Genomic DNA, 24055 nt, shown 5'->3' on the forward strand with positions numbered 1-24055 from the left:
AAGCGCGCACCGATGGCCAATGGATTTGCGCACTGACGCATTGCGGAATCACCACCCGAGGATGCCGCAATACTCACCGCGAACGCCCCCCTACTTGATATAGGGGGCGTGTTCCGTGTTCCAAAGAGAGAGGATTCTATTTTGACTGCTCCCAAGAAGTCCCGTTGTTGGTGGTTCGTTCAGCTTGTCGAGAACCTCCCCGAGGACTGGCGCGACCAGCTTCACGAATTGATGTTGCCGGGCTGTTTCATCGTTCATGACCGTGATACACGTATCGATGATGACGGCAACGAGGTTCTGAAGAAGCCTCATATTCATTGCATGGTGGAGTTCGGTTCGCCTATTATCGCTAAGTCTGCCTTGGATGCTATCCCCGCTGATTTTAACGTTGCCTTTGTCAAGCCAGTTCCTAACAAGGTCGGTGCCTATCGCTACCTTTTGCACTACGACCAGCCCGACAAGGCTCAGTACGAGCAGGATTGCATTACGCATATGGCAGGGTTCAAGGTCAATATTTCGGATGTCTACAACGTTGATTTCTGCGACGTGTACGACCTTATAAACGAAATGAAGATCACCAATTTTGCAATGCTCATGTCCTTCCTGGTAGAATTCAAGCCTGAGTATGTTCCCTATGTCTCAAGCCATGTGAATCTGGTCAAGACGTACATAATGGAACTTAATCGCTGCTGCCTCTAGCATAAATCAGGGTTATTGGACATAAGTTTTCTTATCAGCCTTTTACCGATGGAATAGGCCGCTTGCCGCGAATAACCTAATTCCATATTATCAGCCTTTCAGAGAGAATGAGGGATTGACGGGTGGAAGATCGTTGCGGCTTTTAGCCCCAGGCGTTGCCGCCGTCCTCAGAGGGGCTCGTCGGCGACAGGCTGCTCGCGGCGTCGCCGAGGATGGCGCTGTAGTCGCCGGTCTGCATGGCCTCCATGAGTACGGGCAGCATCATGGCGACGCTGACGCCGTTGAGTATGAGGGCCACCGCGCCGATGCCGATGCCCATGAGAGCGGTTTGCCTGAGCGCTCGGGCATAGGGCTGCTTGGCTGGTGCCACGTCATCGAGGACACTGCGAATTTTGACGAAGGCGATGATGGCGCAAACGAGCGCCACGGTGCTCAGGGCGACGCCCCCGATAATGAAGGATATGGGACCGGCTATCGTGGCCACGGTAGCGAGGGTTCGCGCCGACTTGAGTTCGTAGTCGGCCACGGCGGCTTGGGCGCTTTCCCCAGATTCTATGGTCTGGGGGTCAACGGAGGGCAGAATGGGCCGCTGCCCCTGGGTCGACGGGTCGTCTGAGCGTGAGGGCTCCGGCCTTTGCGGCGATTCGCTGGGTGCCGAGGTATCCTCGGGCTTCTGGGGGAATTGATCCATAGGGCCTCGATTCTAGCTGATGCCGCTGCTGCCGAAGCCCTGGGCTCCGCGCACGCTGGCCGGAAGCTGATCTGTGTTATGTAAAGTAACCGAAGGGGTGGCTACGATCATCATCTGCGCGATGCGATCGCCCTTCTCGAAGGAAAACGGCTCCTGGGGATCGAGATTGACGAGTACAACCATGATCTCGCCTCGGTAGCCGCTATCCACCAGTCCCGGCCCGTTCACGACGGAGACGCCATGGCGGGATGCAAGACCGCTGCGCGGAATAACGAGCCCGGCGTACCCGTCGGGAATGGCCATGGCGAAGCCGCACGGCACCGTCATGCGCTCGAAAGGATTCAATGTGCCGGCTACGGCGGCCCGGAGGTCAAGTCCCGCATCTCCAGGATGGGCGTACTGGGGCGCAGGCAGCTCCTCATCGAGAACAGTGATGCTCACATCCATAGCGCACCCCCCCTATCCGAGCTCTCCCAGGGCCGAGGAGAACTCCTCCACGCTCTGGAAATCCTTGTATACGCTGGCAAAGCGAATGTAGGCCACATCATCGAGCTTCGCCAGTCGCGCGAGGGCCATATCGCCGAGATCCTTCGACTTGATTTCCGTGCGCTGGGTGGAGCGCAGCTCCGACTCGATGCTCGCGATGAGGTGGTCGATCTTCTCCGGAGTGATGGGTCGCTTGGCGCAGGCGATGAGCAGGCCGCGCATGAGCTTCTCTCGATTGAACACCTCGGATGAGCCGTCGGCCTTGATGACGAGGATGGGGTTTTCGGCCAACCGCTCGTAGGTGGTGAAGCGAGTGCCGCATTCCAGGCATTCGCGGCGTCGGCGAATAGATGCCCCCTCGTCGGCAGAGCGGGAATCGACGACTTTCGATTCGGGATATCCGCAGGAAGGACAGCGCATGGGTTCTCCTAACAATGAGTTGGTTACCCATGATACCCCAAGCACCGCCTGCTTCCAGCATCTTCAAGACTTTGCTACCATCGTGATACGTCGGCGGCTTTCCGAGTTCTGCGCTCAACAGCGGCACCTCTCTGAACATCCGCTCGTCGGCGCGAGCGTGGTTCGCAGGGGTGCTTTCCTCAGGCAAAGAGCATAACGAAGGAGACGACGGTACCGAGGGCGAAGGCGATGGGAAATTCAAATCGGCTCATTTTTTCTCTCCTGACCTCTTGCGTAGAACCTTTGTTCGCAGTTATAATAGAACGAACAAAGGTTCATGTCAACAGATTTTTCAAACAAATGTACGCCTTATAGAAAGGATGCAGCATGACCCAGAAAGTAACCAGGCGGCAACAGGCGGTTCTTGACTGCATCGAGGCGTGCATACGGGAGAAGGGCTATGGCCCTACGGTGAGGGAAGTATGCCAGACCCTCGGCCTGTCCTCCCCTTCCACCGTTCACGTGCACCTGAAAGCCCTGGAAGATAAGGGCTATATCAAGCGGGATCCGCTCAAGTCCCGCTCCATCGCCCTCACTTATCCGATCGACGACATGCCCTCTCCTGCCGTCAGCGTGGCGGGTAGCTACAGCAATCTCGTCAACGTACCCCTGGTGGGCGATGTAGCAGCCGGCTGCCCCATTTTGGCCCAGGAGAACATCACCGACACCATCACACTGCCCACGGACATCGTGGGTGACGCCGCATCCTTCATGCTGTCCGTGCGGGGCGAGTCCATGGTAGAGATCGGCATTAACGACGGCGATTACGTCGTGGTCAAGGAGCAGTCCGTGGCGAACAACGGCGATATCGTCGTGGCCATTGTGGACGACGGGGCTACGGTGAAGCGCTTCTACAAGGAGGCCGACCACATCCGTCTTCAGCCTGAGAACTCCTCTATGGAGCCCATTATCGTGAGCGATTGCTCTATCGCGGGCAAGGTAGTGGCCGTGTTCCGCCGTCTCTAGAGGCAGTGCCGAGCGGTTTCGCGCTCAACAGAATCGATAGCATGCAGCGAGGGCCATGGACGTGATTCCATGGCCCTCTCGCAAAAGGGGTGCTTCGCAGGCGGTGACGCTCCAAGCCCGGTTTCAGCCAGTCGCTATGCGGAAAACCCCCGAAAAGCGGCAGCGAAGGCCGGGGCGGCGAGCATTTGGATATGGGTGCCGTCGGCCTCGTGAGACTCCGATATGATGTGGCACCGCTCGTGGGCAAGCGATACCAAGTCGCCGCGCTGGTAGGGAATCACCACATCGAGCTTGGCATCGGCGGCCGAGGCGGCCGTGGCCAGGGCGGTCACGAGGCCGTCGATGCCCTCGCCGGTGCGAGCCGAGACGAACTGAGCGTGGGGGAAGCGACGGCGCAGCCCGGCCAAGGTCTCCGCATCGAGCAGGTCGCATTTGTTGAACACCTCGATGGCGGCAATGGACTCGGCGCCGATCTGATCGAGCACCTCGCAGACGGCATCGATCTGCCCCTCGAACTCCGGAGAGGAGGCATCAATCACATGGAGGATCAGATCGGCACCGGTGATCTCATCGAGCGTCGATCTGAAGGCCTCCACCAGGGTGGTGGGCAGCTTCTGGATGAAGCCGACGGTGTCGGTAACGGTAACCTCGCGACCCTCGGGCAGGGCGAACTTGCGGGTCGTGGAATCCAAGGTGGCGAAGAGCTTGTCGTAGCTGAGCACGGCGGCGCCGGTGAGCCGGTTGATGAGAGAGCTCTTCCCCGCGTTGGTGTAGCCGGCCAGGGACACCTTGAACATGCCGCTGCCGTAGCGGTTCTCTCGCTGCAGCGAGCGCACCTCGGAAAGATGGGCCAGTTCGCGGCGGATGGAGGTGATGCGCTTGCGCACCATGCGGCGATCCACTTCCAGCTGGCTCTCGCCCTCGCCGAAGCGGGATCCCACGCCGCCGCCCATGCGGTTCGAGGCCAGGTGCGCCCACATGCCGCGTAGGCGCGGATAGAGGTACTGGTTCTGGGCGAGCCGCACCTGGAGGCGACCTTCCTTGGAGGTGGCGTGCAGGGCGAAGATGTCCAAAATGAGGGCCGTGCGATCGATGACCTTCACTGACTTGTCCATGATCTTCTCGAGGTTCGCCTGCTGGGAGGGGGTCAGCTCATCGTCGAAGATGACGAGATCCGCCTCGCAGCTTCGGGCGAGATCGGCGATTTCAACGGCCTTGCCCGAGCCTACGAAGGTGCGGGGGTTCGGGGCATCGAGGCGCTGGGTGGTGGAGGCCACCACGTCGGCTCCGGCGGTGTCGGCCAAGCGATCAAGTTCGGCCAACGACGATTCCAAGGGCCATTCGAGCCCCGGACGGTCGACGCCCACGATGACGGCCCGCTCCCGGCGCTGTTCGGCTATGGTCGCGGGGCCCTTTTGGATAACAGATTGATATTCGGTCATGGGGTGCTCCTTATGCGTAGTGTGCGACTAAAAGGCGCCCGTGGCGCCGAGAGATGCCCGACAAGGGTATGGGCTAGTCGACAAAGCGCATGGACAACACGCTCCCCTCTCTACCGATCGCTGAGACGCGAATGAAAAATGTCCTGTCATGATAGCACAGGTGCCCTTCTTCGCAAGAAGGGGCCTAGGCCAATGTTTCCAACTGGGCGAGGATCGTATCGGCCATGGCCCGGGCGTTCCCCGCGTCGGCATCGATCCATCGGATGCGCTCGTCGCGGCGGAACCACGTGCGCTGACGCTTGCCGTAGCGACGCGTGGCCTGTTTGATAGCGGCGATGGCCTCGTCCAGGGTGCAGCGTCCCTCCAAAGCCTCGACGATCTCCTTGTAGCCGATGGCCTGGGGCGCCGTCACGCCCTCACGGAAGCCCGCATCCAAAAGCCCGCGCACCTCCCCCACCAGACCGGCCTCGACCATGGCGTCTACCCGAGCATCGATGCGCTCGTTCAGCACGGTCGGGGTGACGGCCAGGCCGAACTGCACGGCGGGAACGGCCGCTTCAATGGAGGCCAGGTTGCGCTTCTGCTCGGCGTAGGAGCGCCCTTCGGCTAGAAGCTCGAAGGCCCGCACGACGCGGCGCACGTTGTTCGGGTGCAGCTCCCGGGCGCTGTCCGGATCGAGGCGGTTCAACTCGTCCCAGAGGGCTTGGGCTCCCTCCCGCTCGGCAAAGGCGGTCCACCGCTCGCGCACAGGATTGCCCACCTGATCGCCGGCGGGAAACTCGTAGGCATCGATGGCCGCCTTCACGTAGAGGCCCGTTCCCCCGCAGAGGACGGCCCTCTTGCCGCGCTCGGCGATGGCCGCGAAGGCATCGCGGGCGAAGGACTGGAACAGGGCCGCGGAATAAGGCTCGCCGGGATCGACGAGGTCGAAGCCGTGATGGGGCACGATGCGCTCGGCCGCGGGCAGCTTGCCTGTGCCGATATCCATGCCTCGGTAGATCTGCATGGAGTCGGCGCTCACCACTTCCCCGCCGATGGCCGCCGCCACGAGCTGGGCGGCGTCGGTCTTGCCCGAGGCCGTGGGGCCGACGATGCAGATAACGGGCAGGGCGGCGTCAGTCATCGACCACCGTGCCAGAGAGGTACCAGGTGCGGGCCTCGTCGATGCGCATGGGCACGATGGTGCCGACCAGCTCGTCGGCAGTGCGCCCAGCGGGAACCGGCCCGTGCACCGTCTGGTTCTTGGGGCTCTTGCCGGCCAGCACGGCCTCGTCGCGCTTGGAGGTGCCCTCGATGAGCACGGGCACGATGGCGCCAAGCTCGGCCTGGTTCGCCTCGAAGGCCTTGCGCTGCACGAGGTCCACCAAGCGGTCGAAGCGCTCCTGGATGACCTCCCGGGGGGTGTCGTCCTCCATCGAGGCAGCCGGCGTGCCCTCGCGCTTCGAGTAGATGAACGTGAACACCTGGCTGTAGCCCACCTCCTCCACGAGGCGATAGGTGTCCATGAAGTCCTCTTCGGTCTCACCTGGAAATCCCACGATGATGTCGGTGGACAGGGCGATATCGGGCACGACGGCCCGCAGCTTCTCGATGAGCCCGAGGTAGTGCTTTCGGGTATAGCGGCGGTTCATGGCTTTGAGGACGCGGTCGGAGCCCGACTGCACCGGCAGGTGCAGGGCCGGCATGAGGGATCGCAGGGTGCCGAAGCGCTCGATGACGCCGTCGGTGAGGTCCTTCGGGTGGCTCGTGGCGAAGCGCAGCCGCTCGATGCCCGCATCGTCCAGGGCGTCGAGCACCGCGTCGAAGCGCGGCTCGCCGTAGAGGTCGCGCCCGTAGGAGTTCACGTTCTGCCCGAGCAGGGTGATCTCCTTCACACCGGCTTCCACGTAGCGTCGGGCCTCCTCGGCGATGTCCTCCAGGGGGCGAGACTTCTCACGGCCGCGCACGTAGGGCACGATGCAGTAGGAGCAGAAGTTGTTGCAGCCCACGGTGATGGGCAGCCATGCCGCCCAAGCGTGCTCGCGGTCGGCGGGCAGGGCGGTGGAGAACTCCGCTCCCCCATCGAGCACCTCCACGGAATGACCCGCGCTCTCGATGGCCGAGGCGAGCAGCCCCGGCAGCGAGGCCAGGTTGTGGGTGCCGAAGACGACGTCCAGGTGCGGCAGCTGCTCCACGAGCTTCTCGCCGTCGCGCTGACCGATGCAGCCTCCCACGGCGATGTAGCGCTTCTCGTAAGGCGAGCCGTCTCGCACGGGGATGTTCTTCATGGATGCGACCTGGCCGTAGAGCCGCGTATCGGCGGCCTCGCGCACGCAGCAGGTCATGAACACGACGATATCGGCCTCTTCAATGGTGCCGACGGGCAGCGAGCCCAGCCCCTCGAGCATGCCGGCGACGCGCTCGGAGTCGTGCTTGTTCATTTGGCAGCCGAAGGTGTGGATGCAGAAAGTAGTGCCCTCGAAGGAAACGCCCATGGCAACCACCGGCTATAGCGCGGCTGCGTCGGCCGCGGCGATGACGGCAAAGCCGGCGCGGGGCTCCACGGAGAAGCGGATGGCGGTGCGGTACTCGCCGTCGATCACGATATCGGCGAATGAGGGGATGCAGCAGATCTCGATGCCCACTGGAGAGAGGAATCCGCGCGAGATGGCCACGGCCTTCACCGCTTGGTTCACGGCGCCGGCGCCCACGGCCTGGATCTCGACGGACGAGCCGTCCTTGATCATGCCCGCAATGGCTCCGGCCACGGAGGCCGGGGAAGACTTCGAAGATACCTTGAGGCAGCCGATGGACGGCCGGGGTTCTGTGGTGGTTGACACGTCGCTGATCCTTGTCCTTTGAGGCGTGGTTGCTGGTCTGATAGGGGTTCGTTTAATGTCGAATCGCGAGGGAATGCCTTGGAAATTCAAACGTTGCTATTCTACCGAAAGGGCGCAGGGGACGCAATATCGGCGCCAGCCTAAGACATCTTGCGGATGGGAACGGTGATGCGAATGGCATCGGCTCCCACGGAAACCTCCGGCCGGCCCACGGCCTCAAGAAAATATCGATCGGCCAGGGCCTCTACGGATCGGGCCGTGCTCTCTCGCAGGGCCTCTACATCCGCCTCGGCCAGCCGCAACCCCCGACCGTCTCCCCCTTTGCGCCGGGTGTGGGGGCGGGCGGGGGTTGCGGAGGGAAAGCTCTCGTCCCGAAGGCGGTCGATGAGGGGCGCCGGTGGCTCGATGGTGCCGTCCATGATGCGGCGCGCGGAGCGCGAGGAGAACGGCAGGGCCATCTCGGCGCACTCGTCGGCCAGGGCATCGGGGGTCGCGGTCAGGGCGAGGCGCTTCACGAGGGGCACGGTGGCGCGGTCGGCGGGGAACGCTCGGGCGGCGGGACTCGTGGTGGCAATGGCGAAAGCGTACAGAGCCGCTGCAACCTCTACCGGCGTCCCGAAGAACACCGAGCACTGATCGCGGTGCTCGAGGGCGAATTCGGCAGCCGTGCGCAGAAGGTTCTTGGGGCCGCGCATGGCGAAGGACCCCGAGGCCTCCCGCTCGAAGCGGGGGAAGGTGGACTGGTCGGTCTTCTCCCCCAGGCGCTCCGTGTCGGTCTCCACGGCGATGCTCGCCCCCAGTCCGCGGGCCGAGGAGGCCACGCGGGCTGTCTCGGCGTTCACCGCGATAGAGTACAGTGCCATGCCACGGCCGTGCATGCCCCATTTGTCCATGTGGGCTGTGTCGAGCTTCGAGGTAACGCGGGGCTCGAAGATGCGCTCCTGCTGGAGGGCCGGGATGCCGGCGCCGTCGTCGACGATGGTGATGAGACGGCGCCCCTCGGTCTTCTGGGTGGCCACGAAGATATGGCGCGCCCCGGCATCGCGGGCGTTGCGCAAGAGCTCGATGAGGATGTCCTCCGAGGAACGGATGTCCTGGGCGGCTTGGCGCCGCTCGGCCTCCGAAGAGCGTAGACGAACAAAGCCATCTCCGAGGTCGGCCTCGACCCGGAGATGGCTCTCGCCGCATACGGTGTCTATGAAGTTGGCGAGCGAGGAGTCGGCCATGGACTACTTCGCGTAATCCACCGCGCGGCTCTCGCGGATGACCACGACCTTCACCTGCCCGGGGTACTGCATCTCGTTCTCGATCTGCTGGGCGATGTCGTGGGCGAGCACTACGGACGCGGCCTCGTCGACCACCTCGGGCTCCACCATGACCCGCACCTCGCGGCCGGCTTGGATGGCGTAGGTGCGCTCGACGCCGGCATGGGCGTTGGCGATCTCCTCGAGCTTCTCGAGGCGCTTGATGTAGGCGTCGAGGGTCTCCTTGCGGGCGCCGGGACGGGCGGCCGATACGGCGTCGGCGGCCTGGATGAGCACGTCCATCGTGGAGTTCGGCTCGATGTCGTTGTGATGGGCCTCGATGGCGTGGACGATCTCGGGACGCTCGCCGAAGCGACGGGCCAGATCGGCGCCGATGACGGCATGGCTGCCTTCCACCTCGTGGTCCACGGCCTTGCCCAGGTCATGCAAGAGGCCGGCGCGCTTCACGGGAATGGGGTCGAGGCCGAGCTCGGAGGCCATGACCGAGGCCAGATAGGCCACCTCCAGGGAGTGGTTCAGCACGTTCTGGCCGAAGGAGGTGCGGTAGCGCAGGCGGCCGAGGGTGTTCACGAGTTCGGGGTGCAGGTCGTGAACACCGGCATCGAAGGTGGCCTGCTCGCCGGCCTCCTGGACCCGCTGGTTCACGAGGCGCACGGCCTTCTCGTACATCTCCTCGATGCGGGCCGGATGGATGCGGCCGTCGGCGATGAGATTCTCCATGGTGACACGGCCGATCTCGCGGCGCACCGGATCGAAGCAGGAGATGGTGACGCACTCGGGAGTGTCGTCGATGATGAGGTTCGTGCCGGTCAGCTGCTCGAAGGAGCGGATGTTGCGGCCCTCGCGACCGATGATGCGGCCCTTGAGGTCGTCGGAGGGGATATGGATGGTGGACACCGTGGACTCGGCAGAGTGGTCGGCAGCCACGCGCTGGATGGCCAGGCTCAGAATCTCGCGGGCCTTCTTGTCGGCCTCGGCCTTGGTGCGGGTCTCGGCATCGCGGATAATGACGGCGGACTCACGGGTCACCTCGTCGTGGATGGTCTCTAGAAGTTCGGCCTTGGCCTCCTCCGGGCTCATGCCGGCAGCGCGCTCAAGGGCCTGGTTGATCTCGATCTGCGCCTCCTCGCGATGGCGGACGATGGCGCTCTCGGCCTCGTTCACGTCGCGCTCGCGGCGCTCCACCTGGCCCTGGAGCGAGGAGAGCTGATGCTCGCGGGCATCGAGGGACTCCACGCGGCGGTCGAGGGATTCCTCGCGCTGGGCAAGGGTCTCCTCGCGCTGGGCCACACGGCTCTCGGCCGTGCGCACCTCGCGCATGCGCTCCTTCTTTTCCTCCTCAAGCTCCTGGCGGTAGCGCAGGGCCTGGTCCTTCGCCTCGATCTCGGCTTCCCGTCGCATCGTCTCGGCCTGCTTGCGCGCATCCTCGACCAGGGTGGCGGCCTCGCCGGCGGCCTGGCGGTTGGATGAAGCGGTCATGGAGCGATTGACGATGAAGCCGAGGGCAATGCCGACGATAGCCACGGCAATGATGGCGACGATCATAATGGGATCCATCGGATTTCCTCCTCTCATCTGGGCCTTCACGCCCAATCAAAGTCATAAAAAAAGCCCGTGGCCGGGCATGAGCATGGATGTACGAAGGTGTTCGACGTATGCCGTTGTCTATATCAAATACCCTTGAGGGTACAACTGCTCAAAAAGCCACGGGAAACAGTATACCCGATGCGGGAAAGAAGAGAAGCCCCAAACGGGCAGAAGGGCTCGTTTGGGGCTCCTGGAGTGATGACGCTCATGACTCAGAGCGCGCGAGACGGCGGTATTTCGGGAGTGCAACGCGTGGGCGCGGGCTTTCTGGGCGGCGCTGGCACCGGTGCTTTGGGGATGCGGCGCGGCTTCGAGAGAGGATCACTCGGCCGCGGCGAGGGTCTCCTCGTACCAGAGGCGGGCGGCGCTGGCCGCCACGTCGGTGTCGAAGCCCTGGGCGGCGAGCTTGCGGAAGGCGGCCTCGCGGACCTGCTTGGCCCGCGGCGGTCGGCGCCGCAGCAGGGCGAGGGCGCGCTCCACCTCGGCCTCGCGCCCGCGGGCGGCATGCTCCTGCCATGCATCGAGGCTCTCGGGGTCGATGCCGAGAGCCTCGATCTCCGAGCGGGCATCGCGCAGCCCCTTGCCGGCCGCCAGGCGGGTGCGTACGAGGGCATCGGCATAGCGGCGGTCGTCGATGGCGCGCACGCGCGCGGCGCGCTCCACCGCCTCCTCCACGGCTGCCGGTGCGAACTCGTCCCGCAGGAGGCGCTCCCGCACGTAGGCGGTGGAGCGTTCTCGGACGGCGGCCCAGCGCAGGATCTTCTGGAAGGCGGCGTCGGCGGTCTTTCCCTCTGCGGGCGGTGCCGATTCGTCTTCGCATGAGCCGTCGGCTGCCCTCCGGAAAGAGGGTCCCCGCGATGAGCCTGCGGGTACAGCGCGCTTCGTCGGCCACCCCGCGGCCCCGTGTCGCTCCCCTGCCGCCGCAACGCAGCAGCAGGGCGAGGTGCCGGCGCCGCGTTGCTCGTCCTCCGCAGAGGAAGGGGCGCTCAGGTCGGCCGCCGTGGAGCCGCGGGGATCCGCCTCTCCCCGCTCAATGGCGGCGACGGAGCGGCGCAGCTGGTCGAGTATGTCGGCCTTGGCGGGCACGGGCTATTTCTTCTTACCCGTGGCCTTAGGGGCCGGGCTGAAGGACTCTCCCTCGGCCGGGGCCTCGATGATGGGAATCTCGTAGGCCTCGCGCACCTTGGTCTCGAGCTCCTCGCGCAGATCGGGGTTCTCCCGCAGGGTCTGCTTGGCGGCCTCGCGGCCCTGCCCCAGGCGCTCCTCGCCGTAGGTGTACCAGGCACCGGACTTCTTGGCCACACCGCATTCCACGGCCATGTCCACGATGCAGCCCTCGCGCGAGATGCCCTCGCCGTACATGAGATCGAACTCGGCCTGACGGAAGGGCGGAGCGACCTTGTTCTTCACGACCTTGGCCCGCACGCGGTTGCCCACCACATCACCGTTCTGTTTGATGGAGTCGACGCGGCGGATATCGATGCGCACCGACGAGAAGAACTTGAGGGCCCGGCCGCCCGTAGTGGTCTCGGGGTTGCCGAACATGACGCCGATCTTCTCGCGCAGCTGGTTGATGAAGATGCAGGTGGTGTTCGACTTTGACAGGGATCCGGCCAACTTGCGCAGGGCTTGGGACATGAGGCGGGCCTGAAGGCCCACGGTGGTGTCGCCCATCTCGCCCTCGATCTCGGCGCGGGGCACGAGGGCGGCCACGGAGTCCACGATGACGCAGTCGATGGCGCCGGAGCGCACGAGCATATCGCAGATTTCCAGGGCCTGCTCGCCGGTATCGGGCTGGGAGATGAGCACCTCGTCGATATCGACGCCGATGCGGGCGGCATAGACCGGATCGAGGGCATGCTCGGCGTCGATGAAGGCCACGATGCCGCCGAGGGCCTGGGCCTCGGCGAGGATCTGGAGGGCCAGGGTGGTCTTGCCGCTGGACTCCGGACCGTAGATCTCGATGATGCGGCCCCGGGGCACGCCGCCGATGCCGAGGGCGGCATCGAGGGGCAGCGCGCCGGTGGGTATGACCCCGATGTTGAGGTCGGCGCCCCCCTCGCCGAGGGTCATGATGGCCCCCTTGCCGAACTTTGACTCGATCTGATCGGTGGTGAGCTTGAGCATCTTCTCTTTATCTTGGTTCATGGAGTCTCCTTGTCTGGGCCATCATACGAACAAGTGGCCGATTTCCTCCTATTATACGAACAAACGTATGCACGTCAAGGGGTTATCTCGGCGGATTTCGGAAAGTCACGGCCGATATGGTGCCCTATCTTATCAGGCGTCAGTCGCACTTTTGTCGCCACCGAACCGTATCTGACTCCCTCCGCGCACCGCCGCGCTGTCTCTCGGAACCTTCCACGCATCGCAGTCGCGTCCCGGGAAAGCCGTCCGCAGACCGTCGCGGCCTTCCCCCAATGGCATAGGGGCCCGCGAGCCCCGGGGCGGCTGGTTCTGGAGGGGTTGTCCGAAAGCTAGCTTAGGGCGGACTCCATGGCCTTGAGTGCGGCCAGCACGGTTTGGAGCCGCACGCTGTCGCGGCCCCCCTGGAAGTGGTGCTCCTCGGCGCGGGTGCCCCGGGCGGTGGCGCAGCCGATCCAGACCGTGCCCACGGGCTTGCCCGGCTCGGCCCCGGTGGGCCCTGCGATGCCGGTGACCGACACGGTCACGTCGCAGGCCAGCTCCCGCAGGGCGCCCCGGGCCATTTGGAGGGCCACGAGCTCGTCGACGGCCCCCTGGCGCGACAGCACGTCGCCGGACACGCCGAGCACCTGCTCCTTCACGTCGTTCACGTAGCTGACGATGCCCCCGCGCACCATGGCGGAGCTGCCGGGCACGGCGGTGAGCATGGCGGCGATGAGGCCTCCGGTGAGGCTCTCGGCCGTGCCCACGGTCAGCCCGCGCTCGCCGGCCCGCTCCACGATGATCCGGGCCTCGGCGTCGATGGCCCGCTGCAGGGCGGCCACCTCGGTGGGCCGCTCCCCCGCCTCGACCGCGGGAGCGGCCTTGGCCTTGGGGGCGCTCCCCTTCAGCAGGTGGCGGGCCTTCACGAGGTAGTCGAGCATGGACATGATGGTCAGCACGAGGGCGATGGCCATGACGATCCAGGACAGCAGGAACAGCGGATTGGAGAAGGCGGCGGCTGCCGAGGGGAAGACGAGGGCGTCCTTGGCCAGGAACAGCACAATGGCGATCATCTGGAAGACGGTCTTGGCCTTGCCGTACCAACTCGCGGCGATGACCTCGCCCTTGCTGGCCGCCACCATGCGGATGCCGGAGACGATGAACTCCCGGGCAAGGATGATGAGCACGGGCCAGCCGGGGAGCACGGCCAGCTCCACGAGGGCGATGAGCGCTGCGGCCACGAGGATCTTATCGGCCAGGGGGTCCATGAACTTGCCGAAATCGGTCACCTCCCCGCGGCTGCGGGCCAGATAGCCGTCGAGCCAGTCGGTGCAGGAGATGAGAATGAAGATGCCCGCGGCGATGAGCCGCTTGGCCTCGGTGGTGATGTCGGGCAGGCCCATCCAGAGGGGCCAGGGGCTCACGATGGCGAGCACGAACACCGGCACGAGGCAGATGCGGATGAGCGTGACGATGTTGGCCGGGGTCATGAGTTTCTCGGGGGCCGTGGGCTCGATAGGGGCCATGGGTTTACGCGCCTTCCATCTCGTAGAGCAGGGTATCGGCGATGATCGTATCCACCACGGTGCCGACGGTGCCATCGGAGACATAGGTCACTCCGTCCACCTCGGGGGCCTGGCACTGGGCGCGGCCGAAGCGTTGGCCGTCCTCCTCGGTGCCTTCCACGAGCACCGCCATGGGCCGGCCGATGCGCTCGGCGATGCGCGGCCCGCAGACCGCGTCGGCCAGGTCGCGCAGGATTTGGGCCCGCTCGGCCTTTTCGTCCTCATCGAGCTGGTCGGGCAGCGCGGCGGCGGCCGTCCCCTCCTCGCGGGAATAGGGGAACACGCCGATGTAGTCGAAGGGGGCCTCGGCCACGAAGTCGCACAGGGCCTCGAACTGCTCCTCGGTCTCGCCGGGGAAGCCCGCGATGAGGGTGGTGCGCAGGGTGATGCCGGGCACGGCGGCGCGGATGCGCTCGATGAGGGCCGTGAACTTCTCGGCCGAGCCGGCGCGGTTCATGGCCCGCAGGATGGGAGCGCTCACGTGCTGGAGGGGAATATCCAGGTAGGAGCACACATTGTCCCGGGCGGCCATGACGGCGAGCAGCCGGTCGGTGACCCCCTCGGGCTGCAGGTACATGACGCGCAGCCAGGTGTCGGGGAATGCCTCGGCCAGGGTGTCCACGAGCCAGGCCAGGTCGTGGCCCTCGGGAAGGTCTTGGCCCCAGCGGCCGGTATCTTGGGCGATGAGCACGATCTCCCTGGCCCCCGCGGCCACTTCCCGGGCCACGTCGGCGCGGATGGCCTCGAAGGGGAAGCTGTGGTAGCGGCCTCGGATGGCTGGGATGGTGCAGTAGGAGCAGAAGCGGTCGCAGCCGTCGGAGATCTTCACGTAGGCGAAGATGCCCCCTTCCCCCGGCGCCCCCGTGGCTTCGGATGCCGTGGGGGCCATCGCTTCCTCCCCCGCCGTCGGCTCGAAGCCGGTGAGGCGCCCCAGGACGGCCACGATGTCGTCCTCCTTGCTACAGGGGACGAAGGCGGCGGCCTCGGTGAGCTCGCCCTCCAGGTCGTCGCCGTAGCGAGCGGGCATGCAACCGGCCACCACCACCGAGGCGCGGCCCGCGGCCACAAGGGGCAGGGAGGCGGCCTCGAAGATGGCCTCGAGGCTCTCCTCGGTGGCCGACTGGATGAACGAGCAGGTGTTCACGATGATGACATCGGCCTCGTCGGCCGGGACGTTCACCTGATAGCCGGCCTCGGCCAGGGCGCGGGCCATGGCCGCAGAGTCGACCTCGTTCTTGGCGCAGCCCATGGTGACGAGGCTGACGCGGGGCGCGGACGCGCCCTCCCACGCGGGGGGAACCGGAGCGGTCATCGGAAGGAGCTCCTAGCGGTAGTTCACGTACTGGAGCGGCTGGCCGTAGTCCTGGCCCTTCAAAAAGGCGATGACCTCCTGGAGGGTGTCGCGGGACGGGGAGCTCACGCGCAGCTTGTCGCCCTCGATGGTGACCTTGCACTTGAGCTTCTGGGCCTTGATGTCCTTGTTGATCTTGCCGGCGGTCTCCTTGTCGATGCCGTTGACCACGGTGGCCACGCGGCGCACTGAGCCGCCCGTGGCGGCCTGGGCATCGCCCCACTGCACGGCGGTCAGATCGATGCCGCGCTTGATGAGCTTGCTGCCGATGACGTCGATGACCTGGGAGGCCACGAAGTCGGCCGGGGCGGACACGGTGATGGTGCCGCCGTTCTTGTCTAGGCTGATCTCGGCGCCGGAGTCCTTCAGGTCATAGCGCTGGGAGAGCTCCTTCTTGGCCTGCTGGAAGGCGTTGTCCACCTCCTGCATGTCCACGGTGGATACGACGTCGAAGCTGGATTCCTTGGCCATAGGGCCCTCACTTTCTAATCGGTTCGGGAAAGGTAGAACGGGGAACGGGACGCGGGACGATGGGCGCGGGGCGCACTAGTTGCCCGCGTCGCCGTCCGTGCTGTCGCCATTGGTGGAGTCGCCGGAGCCGCCCTCATCGCCCGACTCGTCGCTGCCGTTGTCGGCCTCGGTCCCGTCGTCGGTCGAGCCGCTGCCCACGCCGTTGGCCCGCTTCCAGGCGGACAGCGCCTCCTCGAAGTCAACGGTGTAGGTGTACACGCCGCTCTTGGCCTCGGTGGGCTCAACCTTCTCACCGTCCACGGTGATCTCCACCTCGTCGGGGTCGCCGGAGACGACGAACTTCAGCTTGCCGGTGACGTCGTACTCCTGGCTCTTGGGCCCGGTCACATCGCCGGCCTCCACGGTCTTGCCGTCTTGGATGACCTCGATGTACATCTCGGCGCCGTCGGCCACCTTGTAGGCGAACTTGGCGCTCGTGGGGGCCACGGGCGTGGTAGTCGGGGCCGTGGGCTGCTGGCCCGCGGCATCTGTGCCGCTCGTGGTACCCTGGGGGGCCGGCATGCCGGAGATGGGCACCGTGGGGGTGTCCTCGGCCGGGGCGTCCTTGCCCCCGAAGGCCAGGAAGATGACGAGCACGAGCAGGCCCACGATGATGGCGCCCACCACGATGAGCGGCAGCACGGAGCCGAAGTTGGCGGCGATGCCCGGGGCCTGGCGCCCTTGGACGAGGTTGGTGTAGGCCGGCTGGGGCGCAGCGCCGCGGCCGGTGCGGGAGGAGCGGCCGTTCGGGCGGCTCCCCCGCTCCCGCTGGCCATCGCGGCTCGAACGGCCGCGTCCCTCGGCGCGCTCGCCGGGACGGGGGCGCTCGCTCCGGCCGCCCATGGGGCGTCGGCCGGTCTCGAACTGCTGGGCCTCGTCGCGGTAGAGGCGCGTGATCTCGGCGGGGTTCAGACCCACGAGGCGGGCGTAGGCGCCCACCATGTTGGAGGTGTAGCCCCGCGGGGGCATGCGGGCGAAGTCGCTCTCCTCGATGGCCCGGAGGATGTCCGGACGGATGCGCAGCTTGCGGGCCGCGGTGGACAGGTCGAGCCCCTTGCGCTCGCGGGCGCTCCTGAGCGTGTCTCCGAAGGAAATCTGTCTCGCCACGGTCGTAACTCCTCTATGTCATGGACGGCGGCCGCCGGGGCCGGGCCGTCTAATCCTCGTCGTTGGCCTCGAAGGCCTTTAGGGTCTCGAGCTCCATTGCGTCTACGAGCACCTCGCGGGGACGGCTGCCGTTGGCCGGGCCCACGATGCCCTTTTCTTCTAGCTGATCCATTATACGACCAGCGCGGGCATATCCGACCTTCAGGCGGCGCTGAAGATTGGAAGTTGACCCCAAATCGCTTGAAACCACCACATCGGCGGCCTCCCAGAGCAGCGGATCGTCGGCCTCGGAGCCGCCGTCGCCGGCCGGCGAGGAGTCGCCGAGGGTCACCACGTTGGTCTTGAGGATCTCGGAATGGTACTCCGGCTCCCCCTGGGCCTTGAGGTGCGCCACCACGGCGGCGATCTCCTCGTCGGGGATCCAGGGGCCCTGGACGCGCACGGGCTTGGGGTACTCCGGCTTGGCGATGAGCAGGTCGCCCCGGCCGATGAGGTTCTCGGCCCCGGTGGAGTCCAGGATGACGCGGGAGTCGATGCCGCTGGCCACGGTGAGGCCGATGCGGCAGGTGATGTTCGCCTTGATGAGGCCCGTGACCACGTTGGTGGAGGGGCGCTGCGTGGCGATGATGAGGTGGATGCCGGCCGCACGGGCCAGCTGCGCGATGCGGCTGATGGAGAACTCCACCTCCTTGCCCACGTTCATCATGAGGTCGGCCAGCTCGTCGATGACGATGACGATGTAGGGAATGGGCTCGCCGTAGGGGTTCTCCGGCACCTCTTCCCCGCTCTGCTCGGCCGCCTCGGCGGCTGCCCGGGCCTTCTCGTTGAAGGAGATGATGTTGCGCACGCCGCACTTCGAGAACATCTTGAGGCGGCGCTCCATCTCGGCCACGGCCCAGGACAGGGCGCTGGAGGCCTCGCGGCACTCGGTGACCACGGGCACGTAGAGATGGGGAATGCCCTCATAGGGGGCGAATTCCACCCGTTTGGGGTCCACCATGATGAAGCGCACCTCGGCCGGGGTCGCCCGCATGAGGATGGACATGATCATGGAGTTCACTTCCACCGACTTGCCCGAGCCGGTGGTGCCGGCGATGAGCACATGGGGCATCTTGGCCAGGTCGTGCACGATGGCGTGGCCCTCCACGTCCTCACCGATGGCCACCTGCAAGGGTCCCGGCTCGGCGGCGGCCAGCACCTCGGGCAGGTACACCATCTGGCGCACCCGGTTGGGCACCTCGATGCCCACGTAGTTGGTGCCGGGAATGGGGGCGAAGATGCGCACGCCGGGGGCCGCCAGGGCCAGGGCGATGTCGTCGGTGAGGTTCGTGACCTTGCTCACGCGCACGCCCGAGGGCAGATCCACCTTGAACAGGGTGACCGTGGGGCCCTCTACCCAGCCCACGACGCTCGCGAGCACGCCGAAGTCCTCCAGAGTGCCCTGGAGCTCGGCGGCCACTTCGCGCAGCTCCTCTTCCGTGGAGCCGCGGCGCTTGCCGTCGCCGGTGGACAGCAGGTCCATGGAGGGCAGCTGGAAGCCGTCCTTCGACACGGGGGGCGCCGGTTTCGGGGCGGCCTTGGGCTTCGCCTTGGCCGCGCGCTTGCGGGGGTTGGCCGTGGGCGCCGCCGTCGCAGCGGCCTGTGCGCTCTGGGCCTCCTCGGCGGCTTTGCGGCCGAGCTTGCGGGTCATGGGGCGGGCCGGCTCCTCGGCGGCGATGGCGCCGATGGCGGCGGTCTGGCGCGGGTCGGGGGCGGTGATGTTCACCGTGCGGCCCGCAGCGGCCCCCCTCCCCTCGCCACCGAGCTGGCGCGTGAGGGCCGCCCCGTCCACGGCCGGGACGGCCGGAGCCCCCTCGGCGGGAACCGACTGGCGCTCGGCGATGGCGCGGCTGCGGGGGCGGCGGGGCTGCTCCTCCATGGCCAGGCGCGCGGTGGCGGCGGCTGGCCGCACCACCGTGGCGTCGGGAGGCTGGGGCACCTCGCCGGAGGCGCCGCCGAAGTTATGGCGCACGAGGTGGCCGCCGCGCTTCACGGCGCCGAATAGCCCCTCGGGCAGGTAGGGCTCCCGACCCGCCAGCTCCGCCTCGTGGCGGGCGCGCACCTTCTCGATGAAGGCGGACACGGAGAACCCGATGACGATGACGCCGGCCACGGCCAGGCCCAAAAGCAGGATGGCCGAGATGATGCCGCCGAACAGGGTGAGCCCCACCCAGGCCAGGGCCGCCCCCACGTAGCCGCCGTGGGTGACGAGGTTGCCGTAGTCGAACAAGGCCTCGGGGCCGGTGTTGCCCACGGGGGTGAACAGGGCGATGATGCCGAGCAGCGCCACCAGGATGAGCCCGAGGCCCACGGTGATGCGCAGGGACATGCGCTCGGTCTCCTTGCGGTAGAGCACGGTGCCGCCCACGGCCACGAGGAAGAAGGGCATGATGTAGCAGCCCACGCCGAAGACGAGGTGGAGCGACTCGGACAGCAGGGCCGTGACGATGGCCCCGGTGGGGGCCACGGCGGCGATGAACAGCACGATGCCGAGCAGGATGAAGCCCACGCCCACCATGTCGCGGCGGGTGCGATCGTCCAGGATGCGCGGCGCGGGCTCGACCGATCGGCTGCGGGCAGCCGCCGAGAGGGGGCGGCGAGTGCCGTCCTTGGAGACGGCCTCGCTCGCCTTCTTGCGCGACGGGGATCCCTTCGAGGGTTGCTGCGAGTGACGGGCCATGGAAGCTCTAAACCTCCAGGATGTTCACGACCACCATGGGACGCTGCTTGGTGCGGTCCCACAGAAGCGACATGAGGGCGTCGCGGGCGGCCTTGCGCAGCTCCTTCGCGCCGCCGTCCTTCCCCAGGCAGCGGCGCAGAGCGCCGGCCACCGTGGAGGCCGCCTCGCGGGCCAGGTAGTAGTCGTCGCCGCCGGTGATGCCGTGCATGGACACCTGCACCTCGCCCACGACCTGTTTGCGCTTCACGTCCACGGCCGCGGCCACCGAGGCGAAGCCCTGGTTGCCGAGGGTGTTGCGCTCGTCGAGCACGTCCTGGGAGGTGTCGCCCACCGACAGGCCGTCCACGTAGACGATGCCCGAGGGCACGCCCTCGCCGCGCTCGATGCCCAGGGCCGACAGCTCCAGGGCATCGCCGTTCTCCAGGATGTAGATGTTCTCGGCGTCCACGCCCGTGGCCTCGGCCAGCTTCGCGTGGGCCCGCAGGTGGGTGGCCTCGCCGTGGACCGGCATGAAGGCCTTGGGCTTCACGAGGGTGAGCATGATCTTGAGCTCCTCGGCCCCCGCGTGGCCCGACACGTGGACCCGCGCCCGGCTCTTGTCGTACACGTCGGCGCCGATCTTGGCCAGGGAGTTGATGACCCGGGTGACCGCCTTCTCGTTGCCGGGCACCGGCGTGGCCGAGATGATGACGGTGTCGCCCTCCTCGATCTCGATGGTCTTGTGCTCGCCGTTGGCGATGCGGCCCAGGGCGCTTAGGGGCTCGCCCTGGCTTCCGGTGCACATGATGACCACCTGATCGGAGGGGATGCCCTTCAGATCGTAGGCGTCGATGAGGTTGTCGTCGGAGATCTTCAGGTAGCCCAGGCGCCGGGCGATGTCGGTGTTCTGGATCATGGAGCGGCCCGTGACCACCACCTTGCGGCCGTTCTTCACCGCGGCGTCGCAGATCTGCTGCATGCGGTGGATGTGGCTCGCGAAGGAGGCGATGATGACGCGGCCCGGGGCCTGGGAGATGATCTGCTCCAGGGTCTTGCCCACCTCGGCCTCGCTCGGCGTGAAGTTCGGGTTCATGGCGCCCGTGGAGTCGCTCATCATGAGGTCGACGCCCTTCTCGGAGAAGCGCGTGATGGCGGCGAAATCGGTGGTGACCCCGTCGATGGGGGTCTGGTCGAGCTTGAAGTCGCCGGTGTGCAGCACGTTGCCGGCCGGGCTCTGGATGAACAGGCCCACGGCACCGGGGATGGAGTGGTTCACGGCGAAGAAGTCCACCTTGAAGCAGCCGAGCTTGATCTCCTCGCCCGACTTGATCTCGATGAGCTTGGCGTTCTTGATCTTGTGCTCGGCGAACTTGCCCTCGATGAGGCCCAGCGTGAGTTTGGTGGCGTAGATGTTCACGGTGCGGTCGAGGTCCTTCAGCAGGTAGGGCAAGGTGCCCGTGTGGTCCTCGTGGCCGTGGGTGATGATGATGCCGCGCAGCTTGTCGGCGTTCTCCAGCACGTAGGTGTAGTCGGGCAGGATGAGGTCCACGCCCGGATGATCGTCGTCGGGGAACATCAGTCCCGCGTCGTCGAGGATCATGTCGTCGCCGCACTCGAAGGCGGTCATGTTCTTGCCGATGGCATCCAGGCCGCCGAGCGGGATGATGCGCAGCTTGGCGTTGGGATCCTTCGAGGCCTTCGAGCCCCGGCGGCGGCGCGGGCGCTCGCCGTTCTGCGCGGAGCCCTCGGCCCCCTCGCCGCGGGAGAGCTGCGGGCGCTTGCGCTCCAGGTTCACGCGCTTGAAGGAGGTGTTGTTCTTGCGGCCCCCGCGATTGCGGTTGCCCTTGCCGTTCGAGCCGCCCGTGCTATCGGTGCCGCCGTCCTTGGCGGCGCGGGGCTTCTCGTTCTTCTTCTCTTGGTTTTCCTTGGTCATGAAGTTCCTTGTCGTTCGGGGATATGTCTGCAAAAACGCCGACCCGCCCGTGGCGGACCGGCGTTCACGGTTCCAGCAGGGGCCCGCCTAGGCCAGCACGCCCACCTCGCGCATGACGGCGGCCAGGGTCGCGGACTGCTCGGGGGTGGCGTCCACGAGCGGCAGGCGCACGCCGCCGACGGGGAAGCCGATGAGTTTCAGGGCCTCTTTCACGAGGATGGGGTTCGCCGTGGCGAAGAGCCCGGTCATGAGCGGCAGCAGGGCCTCGTTGGCGGCCTCGGCCGCTTCCCAGTCGCCGGCTGCGGCCAGCTCCACGATTTCCTTCATGCGCTCCGGGGCCACGTTGCCGATGGTGGAGATGACGCCCGCGCCGCCCAGGCGCATGATGTCCAGGGTGGCGGAGTCGTCGCCAGAGTACACGTCGAAGTCGGCCGGGGCGCCGTCGATGATGGCCTTCACCTGGTCGAGGTTGCCCGAGGCCTCCTTGATGGCCACGATGTTGTCGCAGTCGCGGGCCAGGCGCAGGGTGGTCGCGGCCTCCATGTTGATGGAGCAGCGCCCGGGGATGTTGTACAGGATGATGGGCATCTCCGTGGAATCGGCGATGGTCTTGAAGTGACGGTACAGACCCTCCTGGGGCGGCTTGTTGTAGTAGGGAACCACGCACATGAAGCCATCGACGCCGAGTTTGCCGGCATCCTGGGCGAAGGACACTGTGTCGGCGGTGCAGTTGTCCCCCACGTTCGCGATGACCGGCACACGGCCGGCCACGGCGGCCAGCACGGCGCGGAACAGCTCGAGCTTCTGGGGGTAGAACACCGTGGGGCTCTCGCCAGTGGTGCCGTTCACGATGATGGAATCGACCCCGCCGTCCACGAGGCGGCAGGCCAGCTCCTGGGCCCGATCCAGGTCGAGCTCGAGGTTCTCATCGAAGGGGGTGACCATGGCCGGGATGAGGCGGCCGAAGCGAGGGTTGCGGGTGCTTTCCATCGGTGTTTCTCCTTAGGCGAATGCCGGGGCGCGGGCCCCTGCCAATCAACTCGCTGGCTATTATGCCACTGATGTTCGCCTCGGAGGGCCCGGGCTCGCGGAAGTTCGCCAAACGCACAAGGAGGGCGGCCGTGCGAGCGACCGTCCTCCCCTTCTACGCCGACGGCGGGCCCTAGGCCATGAAGGTCTCCAGACCCACGATGAGCCCCTCGCGCTCCCCCACGCTGCGGATGCCCAGAAGCACGCCGGGCATGTAGGAGGTGCGGTCCCACGAGTCGTGGCGAATGGTCAGCGTCTGGCCGAGGGAGCCGAAGATCACCTCCTGGGAGGCCACATAGCCCATGGAGCGCACGGCGTGAACCGGCACGCCGTCCACGAGCGCCCCGCGGGCGCCCTCGGCTCCAGGCATCTCGGTCTCGCGTCCGGGGGCGGCGCTGACGCGCGGGCTGCGCGCCTCGGCGATCATCTGCGCCGTGCGCACGGCCGTGCCCGAGGGAGCATCCTTCTTGTTGCAGTGGTGGAACTCGATGACTTCGGCCTCGGGAAAGTAGGGCGCGGCGGCGCGGGCGAACTCCATCATGAGCACGGCTCCGGTGGTGAAGTTCGGCGCGTAGAACAGGCAGGTACCATCTGCGGCGCTGGCGGCCAGCTCCTCTAAGGTGGCGGTGGCCAAGCCCGTGGTGCCCACGACGCAGTCCACGCCCCGTGGCAGCGCCACGGCCAGGTTTGCGGCAACGACGGCGGGCTGCGTGAAGTCCACGAGCACGTCGGCCTCCACGGCATCGAGGGCCTCGGTCACGGTGGCGAACACGGGGAAGGCGCCTGCGTTGCCGTTGGCATGAGGGTCGATGCCGCAGACGATCTCCATGTCCTCAGCGGTATTGACGGCGTCCACGACGGCGCTTCCCATGCGTCCGGCGCATCCGGCGACGACGACTCGTATCATAGCGGTTCCTCCTTCTTGTCGGCCAATGGCCCCATTGTAGCGAAACGGGGGAGCCGCGTTAAGCGACTCCCCCGCTATCGGATGCCCGTCATGCGGCGGCTGGCCTCCCCTATGCGGTAGGGAACCTGCTGCGGGGCTGGGCTACCAGCGGCTGCGCCTGTCTCCAGCCCAGCGGCGATGCCGGGCGACGAGGGCGATGAGAACCGCGCCGGCGGCGAGGGCCGCGAGCGCCAGGGGGACAGCGGCGCCGAGCAGCCCGTCGCCGGTCTGGGCGAGGCGGATGCGGGTCTTGGGATCGCCCTTGCCGGCGCCGGGGTCGCCCTCGTCGGCCGGCACCACGCCGCCTTTGGCGTCGGTGCCCGGGGCGTAGGCGGGCGCGTCGGCGTTGTCCACGCCGGGGTGGCCCTCCAGGAA

Annotated in this window: 22 protein-coding genes; 2 read left to right on the forward strand and 20 right to left on the reverse strand. The window is 66.5% G+C overall.

What is annotated here, in order from left to right; all coding sequences use genetic code 11:
• Positions 1 to 141: 141 nt before the first annotated feature.
• Positions 142 to 699 carry a Rep family protein gene (locus AAK988_RS10975; protein ID WP_369872416.1) on the forward strand — a complete coding sequence of 186 codons (558 nt, stop codon included), beginning with the start codon at positions 142 to 144 and terminating at the stop codon, positions 697 to 699.
• A gap of 142 nt (positions 700 to 841) precedes the next feature.
• On the opposite strand, the gene AAK988_RS10980 is transcribed toward AAK988_RS10975, so the two are convergent.
• The 3 genes from AAK988_RS10980 to nrdR are packed head-to-tail and all read right to left on the reverse strand — an operon-like array spanning position 842 to position 2296.
• A complete protein-coding gene (locus tag AAK988_RS10980) occupies positions 842 to 1390 on the reverse strand; it encodes a hypothetical protein (RefSeq protein WP_369872415.1) in 549 nt (182 codons plus the stop codon).
• 12 nt (positions 1391 to 1402) lie between these two features.
• A complete protein-coding gene (gene dut, locus AAK988_RS10985; protein ID WP_369872414.1) occupies positions 1403 to 1837 on the reverse strand; it encodes a dUTP diphosphatase in 435 nt (144 codons plus the stop codon).
• Between the two features lie 12 nt (positions 1838 to 1849).
• Positions 1850 to 2296 (reverse strand): transcriptional regulator NrdR, encoded by a 447-nt coding sequence (gene nrdR / locus AAK988_RS10990; RefSeq protein ID WP_135969848.1) that lies wholly within the window; start codon positions 2294 to 2296, stop codon positions 1850 to 1852.
• 366 nt (positions 2297 to 2662) lie between these two features.
• Here nrdR and lexA point away from each other — a divergent pair, with 366 nt between their 5' ends.
• Positions 2663 to 3301 carry a transcriptional repressor LexA gene (lexA, locus tag AAK988_RS10995; protein WP_135969847.1) on the forward strand — a complete coding sequence of 213 codons (639 nt, stop codon included), beginning with the start codon at positions 2663 to 2665 and terminating at the stop codon, positions 3299 to 3301.
• 134 nt (positions 3302 to 3435) lie between these two features.
• On the opposite strand, the gene hflX is transcribed toward lexA, so the two are convergent.
• The 17 genes from hflX to AAK988_RS11080 all read right to left on the reverse strand — a co-directional run.
• Positions 3436 to 4743, reverse strand: a complete 1308-nt coding sequence (gene hflX / locus AAK988_RS11000; protein WP_369872413.1) for a GTPase HflX — start codon at positions 4741 to 4743, stop codon at positions 3436 to 3438.
• Between the two features lie 184 nt (positions 4744 to 4927).
• Complete coding sequence (miaA, locus tag AAK988_RS11005) at positions 4928 to 5866, reverse strand: tRNA (adenosine(37)-N6)-dimethylallyltransferase MiaA (protein WP_369880757.1); 939 nt, start codon at positions 5864 to 5866, stop codon at positions 4928 to 4930.
• Complete coding sequence (miaB, locus tag AAK988_RS11010) at positions 5859 to 7217, reverse strand: tRNA (N6-isopentenyl adenosine(37)-C2)-methylthiotransferase MiaB (RefSeq protein ID WP_369880758.1); 1359 nt, start codon at positions 7215 to 7217, stop codon at positions 5859 to 5861. Before miaB ends, miaA begins: the two co-directional genes overlap by 8 nt.
• Positions 7218 to 7229: 12 nt before the next feature.
• Positions 7230 to 7562, reverse strand: coding sequence for a stage V sporulation protein S (locus AAK988_RS11015; protein WP_276490187.1), 333 nt, complete (start codon positions 7560 to 7562; stop codon positions 7230 to 7232).
• A 140-nt stretch (positions 7563 to 7702) separates the two neighbouring features.
• Positions 7703 to 8788 carry an ATP-binding protein gene (locus tag AAK988_RS11020; protein ID WP_369872410.1) on the reverse strand — a complete coding sequence of 362 codons (1086 nt, stop codon included), beginning with the start codon at positions 8786 to 8788 and terminating at the stop codon, positions 7703 to 7705.
• A gap of 3 nt (positions 8789 to 8791) precedes the next feature.
• Positions 8792 to 10384 (reverse strand): ribonuclease Y, encoded by a 1593-nt coding sequence (gene rny, locus AAK988_RS11025; RefSeq protein WP_369872409.1) that lies wholly within the window; start codon positions 10382 to 10384, stop codon positions 8792 to 8794.
• A 351-nt stretch (positions 10385 to 10735) separates the two neighbouring features.
• Positions 10736 to 11500 (reverse strand): regulatory protein RecX, encoded by a 765-nt coding sequence (locus AAK988_RS11030; RefSeq protein WP_369872408.1) that lies wholly within the window; start codon positions 11498 to 11500, stop codon positions 10736 to 10738.
• Between the two features lie 3 nt (positions 11501 to 11503).
• On the reverse strand, positions 11504 to 12562 hold the full coding sequence (gene recA, locus AAK988_RS11035) for a recombinase RecA (protein ID WP_135969840.1): 1059 nt from the start codon (positions 12560 to 12562) through the stop codon (positions 11504 to 11506).
• Between the two features lie 329 nt (positions 12563 to 12891).
• A complete protein-coding gene (gene pgsA / locus AAK988_RS11040; protein ID WP_369872407.1) occupies positions 12892 to 14067 on the reverse strand; it encodes a CDP-diacylglycerol--glycerol-3-phosphate 3-phosphatidyltransferase in 1176 nt (391 codons plus the stop codon).
• 4 nt (positions 14068 to 14071) lie between these two features.
• Entirely contained in the window at positions 14072 to 15418 is a 1347-nt protein-coding gene (rimO, locus tag AAK988_RS11045; protein WP_369872406.1) for a 30S ribosomal protein S12 methylthiotransferase RimO, read from the reverse strand.
• Between the two features lie 12 nt (positions 15419 to 15430).
• Positions 15431 to 15928: a YajQ family cyclic di-GMP-binding protein gene (locus tag AAK988_RS11050; RefSeq protein ID WP_369872405.1), complete on the reverse strand. Its 498-nt coding sequence runs from the start codon at positions 15926 to 15928 to the stop codon at positions 15431 to 15433.
• A gap of 75 nt (positions 15929 to 16003) precedes the next feature.
• Positions 16004 to 17074, reverse strand: a complete 1071-nt coding sequence (locus tag AAK988_RS11055) for a helix-turn-helix domain-containing protein (protein WP_369872404.1) — start codon at positions 17072 to 17074, stop codon at positions 16004 to 16006.
• 49 nt (positions 17075 to 17123) lie between these two features.
• The gene (locus tag AAK988_RS11060; protein WP_369872403.1) at positions 17124 to 19793 is read right to left on the reverse strand and encodes an FtsK/SpoIIIE family DNA translocase; all 2670 of its coding nucleotides are present in this window, start codon (positions 19791 to 19793) and stop codon (positions 17124 to 17126) included.
• Positions 19794 to 19800: 7 nt separating this feature from the next.
• Positions 19801 to 21705: a ribonuclease J gene (locus tag AAK988_RS11065; protein ID WP_369872402.1), complete on the reverse strand. Its 1905-nt coding sequence runs from the start codon at positions 21703 to 21705 to the stop codon at positions 19801 to 19803.
• A gap of 87 nt (positions 21706 to 21792) precedes the next feature.
• Complete coding sequence (gene dapA / locus AAK988_RS11070) at positions 21793 to 22695, reverse strand: 4-hydroxy-tetrahydrodipicolinate synthase (RefSeq protein WP_369872401.1); 903 nt, start codon at positions 22693 to 22695, stop codon at positions 21793 to 21795.
• Positions 22696 to 22867: 172 nt separating this feature from the next.
• Positions 22868 to 23641, reverse strand: a complete 774-nt coding sequence (gene dapB / locus AAK988_RS11075) for a 4-hydroxy-tetrahydrodipicolinate reductase (RefSeq protein WP_369872400.1) — start codon at positions 23639 to 23641, stop codon at positions 22868 to 22870.
• Positions 23642 to 23782: 141 nt separating this feature from the next.
• The coding region (locus tag AAK988_RS11080) for a hypothetical protein (protein WP_369872399.1) at positions 23783 to 24055 on the reverse strand (273 nt) is incomplete at its 5' end.

It is taken from the genome of Adlercreutzia muris (genome assembly GCF_041223505.1).
In the GTDB taxonomy this organism is placed as follows: domain Bacteria; phylum Actinomycetota; class Coriobacteriia; order Coriobacteriales; family Eggerthellaceae; genus Adlercreutzia; species Adlercreutzia muris.

Coding starts and splice junctions, on each gene's coding strand:
- AAK988_RS10980 (WP_369872415.1), bottom strand. CDS start 1,390: ATGGATCAATTCCCCCAGAAGCCCGAGGATACCTCGGCACCCAGCGAA.
- dut (WP_369872414.1), bottom strand. CDS start 1,837: ATGGATGTGAGCATCACTGTTCTCGATGAGGAGCTGCCTGCGCCCCAG.
- nrdR (WP_135969848.1), bottom strand. CDS start 2,296: ATGCGCTGTCCTTCCTGCGGATATCCCGAATCGAAAGTCGTCGATTCC.
- lexA (WP_135969847.1), top strand. CDS start 2,663: ATGACCCAGAAAGTAACCAGGCGGCAACAGGCGGTTCTTGACTGCATC.
- hflX (WP_369872413.1), bottom strand. CDS start 4,743: ATGACCGAATATCAATCTGTTATCCAAAAGGGCCCCGCGACCATAGCC.
- miaA (WP_369880757.1), bottom strand. CDS start 5,866: ATGACTGACGCCGCCCTGCCCGTTATCTGCATCGTCGGCCCCACGGCC.
- miaB (WP_369880758.1), bottom strand. CDS start 7,217: ATGGGCGTTTCCTTCGAGGGCACTACTTTCTGCATCCACACCTTCGGC.
- AAK988_RS11020 (WP_369872410.1), bottom strand. CDS start 8,788: ATGGCCGACTCCTCGCTCGCCAACTTCATAGACACCGTATGCGGCGAG.
- rny (WP_369872409.1), bottom strand. CDS start 10,384: ATGGATCCCATTATGATCGTCGCCATCATTGCCGTGGCTATCGTCGGC.
- recA (WP_135969840.1), bottom strand. CDS start 12,562: ATGAACCAAGATAAAGAGAAGATGCTCAAGCTCACCACCGATCAGATC.
- pgsA (WP_369872407.1), bottom strand. CDS start 14,067: ATGGCCCCTATCGAGCCCACGGCCCCCGAGAAACTCATGACCCCGGCC.
- rimO (WP_369872406.1), bottom strand. CDS start 15,418: ATGACCGCTCCGGTTCCCCCCGCGTGGGAGGGCGCGTCCGCGCCCCGC.
- AAK988_RS11050 (WP_369872405.1), bottom strand. CDS start 15,928: ATGGCCAAGGAATCCAGCTTCGACGTCGTATCCACCGTGGACATGCAG.
- AAK988_RS11060 (WP_369872403.1), bottom strand. CDS start 19,793: ATGGCCCGTCACTCGCAGCAACCCTCGAAGGGATCCCCGTCGCGCAAG.
- AAK988_RS11065 (WP_369872402.1), bottom strand. CDS start 21,705: ATGACCAAGGAAAACCAAGAGAAGAAGAACGAGAAGCCCCGCGCCGCC.
- dapA (WP_369872401.1), bottom strand. CDS start 22,695: ATGGAAAGCACCCGCAACCCTCGCTTCGGCCGCCTCATCCCGGCCATG.
- dapB (WP_369872400.1), bottom strand. CDS start 23,641: ATGATACGAGTCGTCGTCGCCGGATGCGCCGGACGCATGGGAAGCGCC.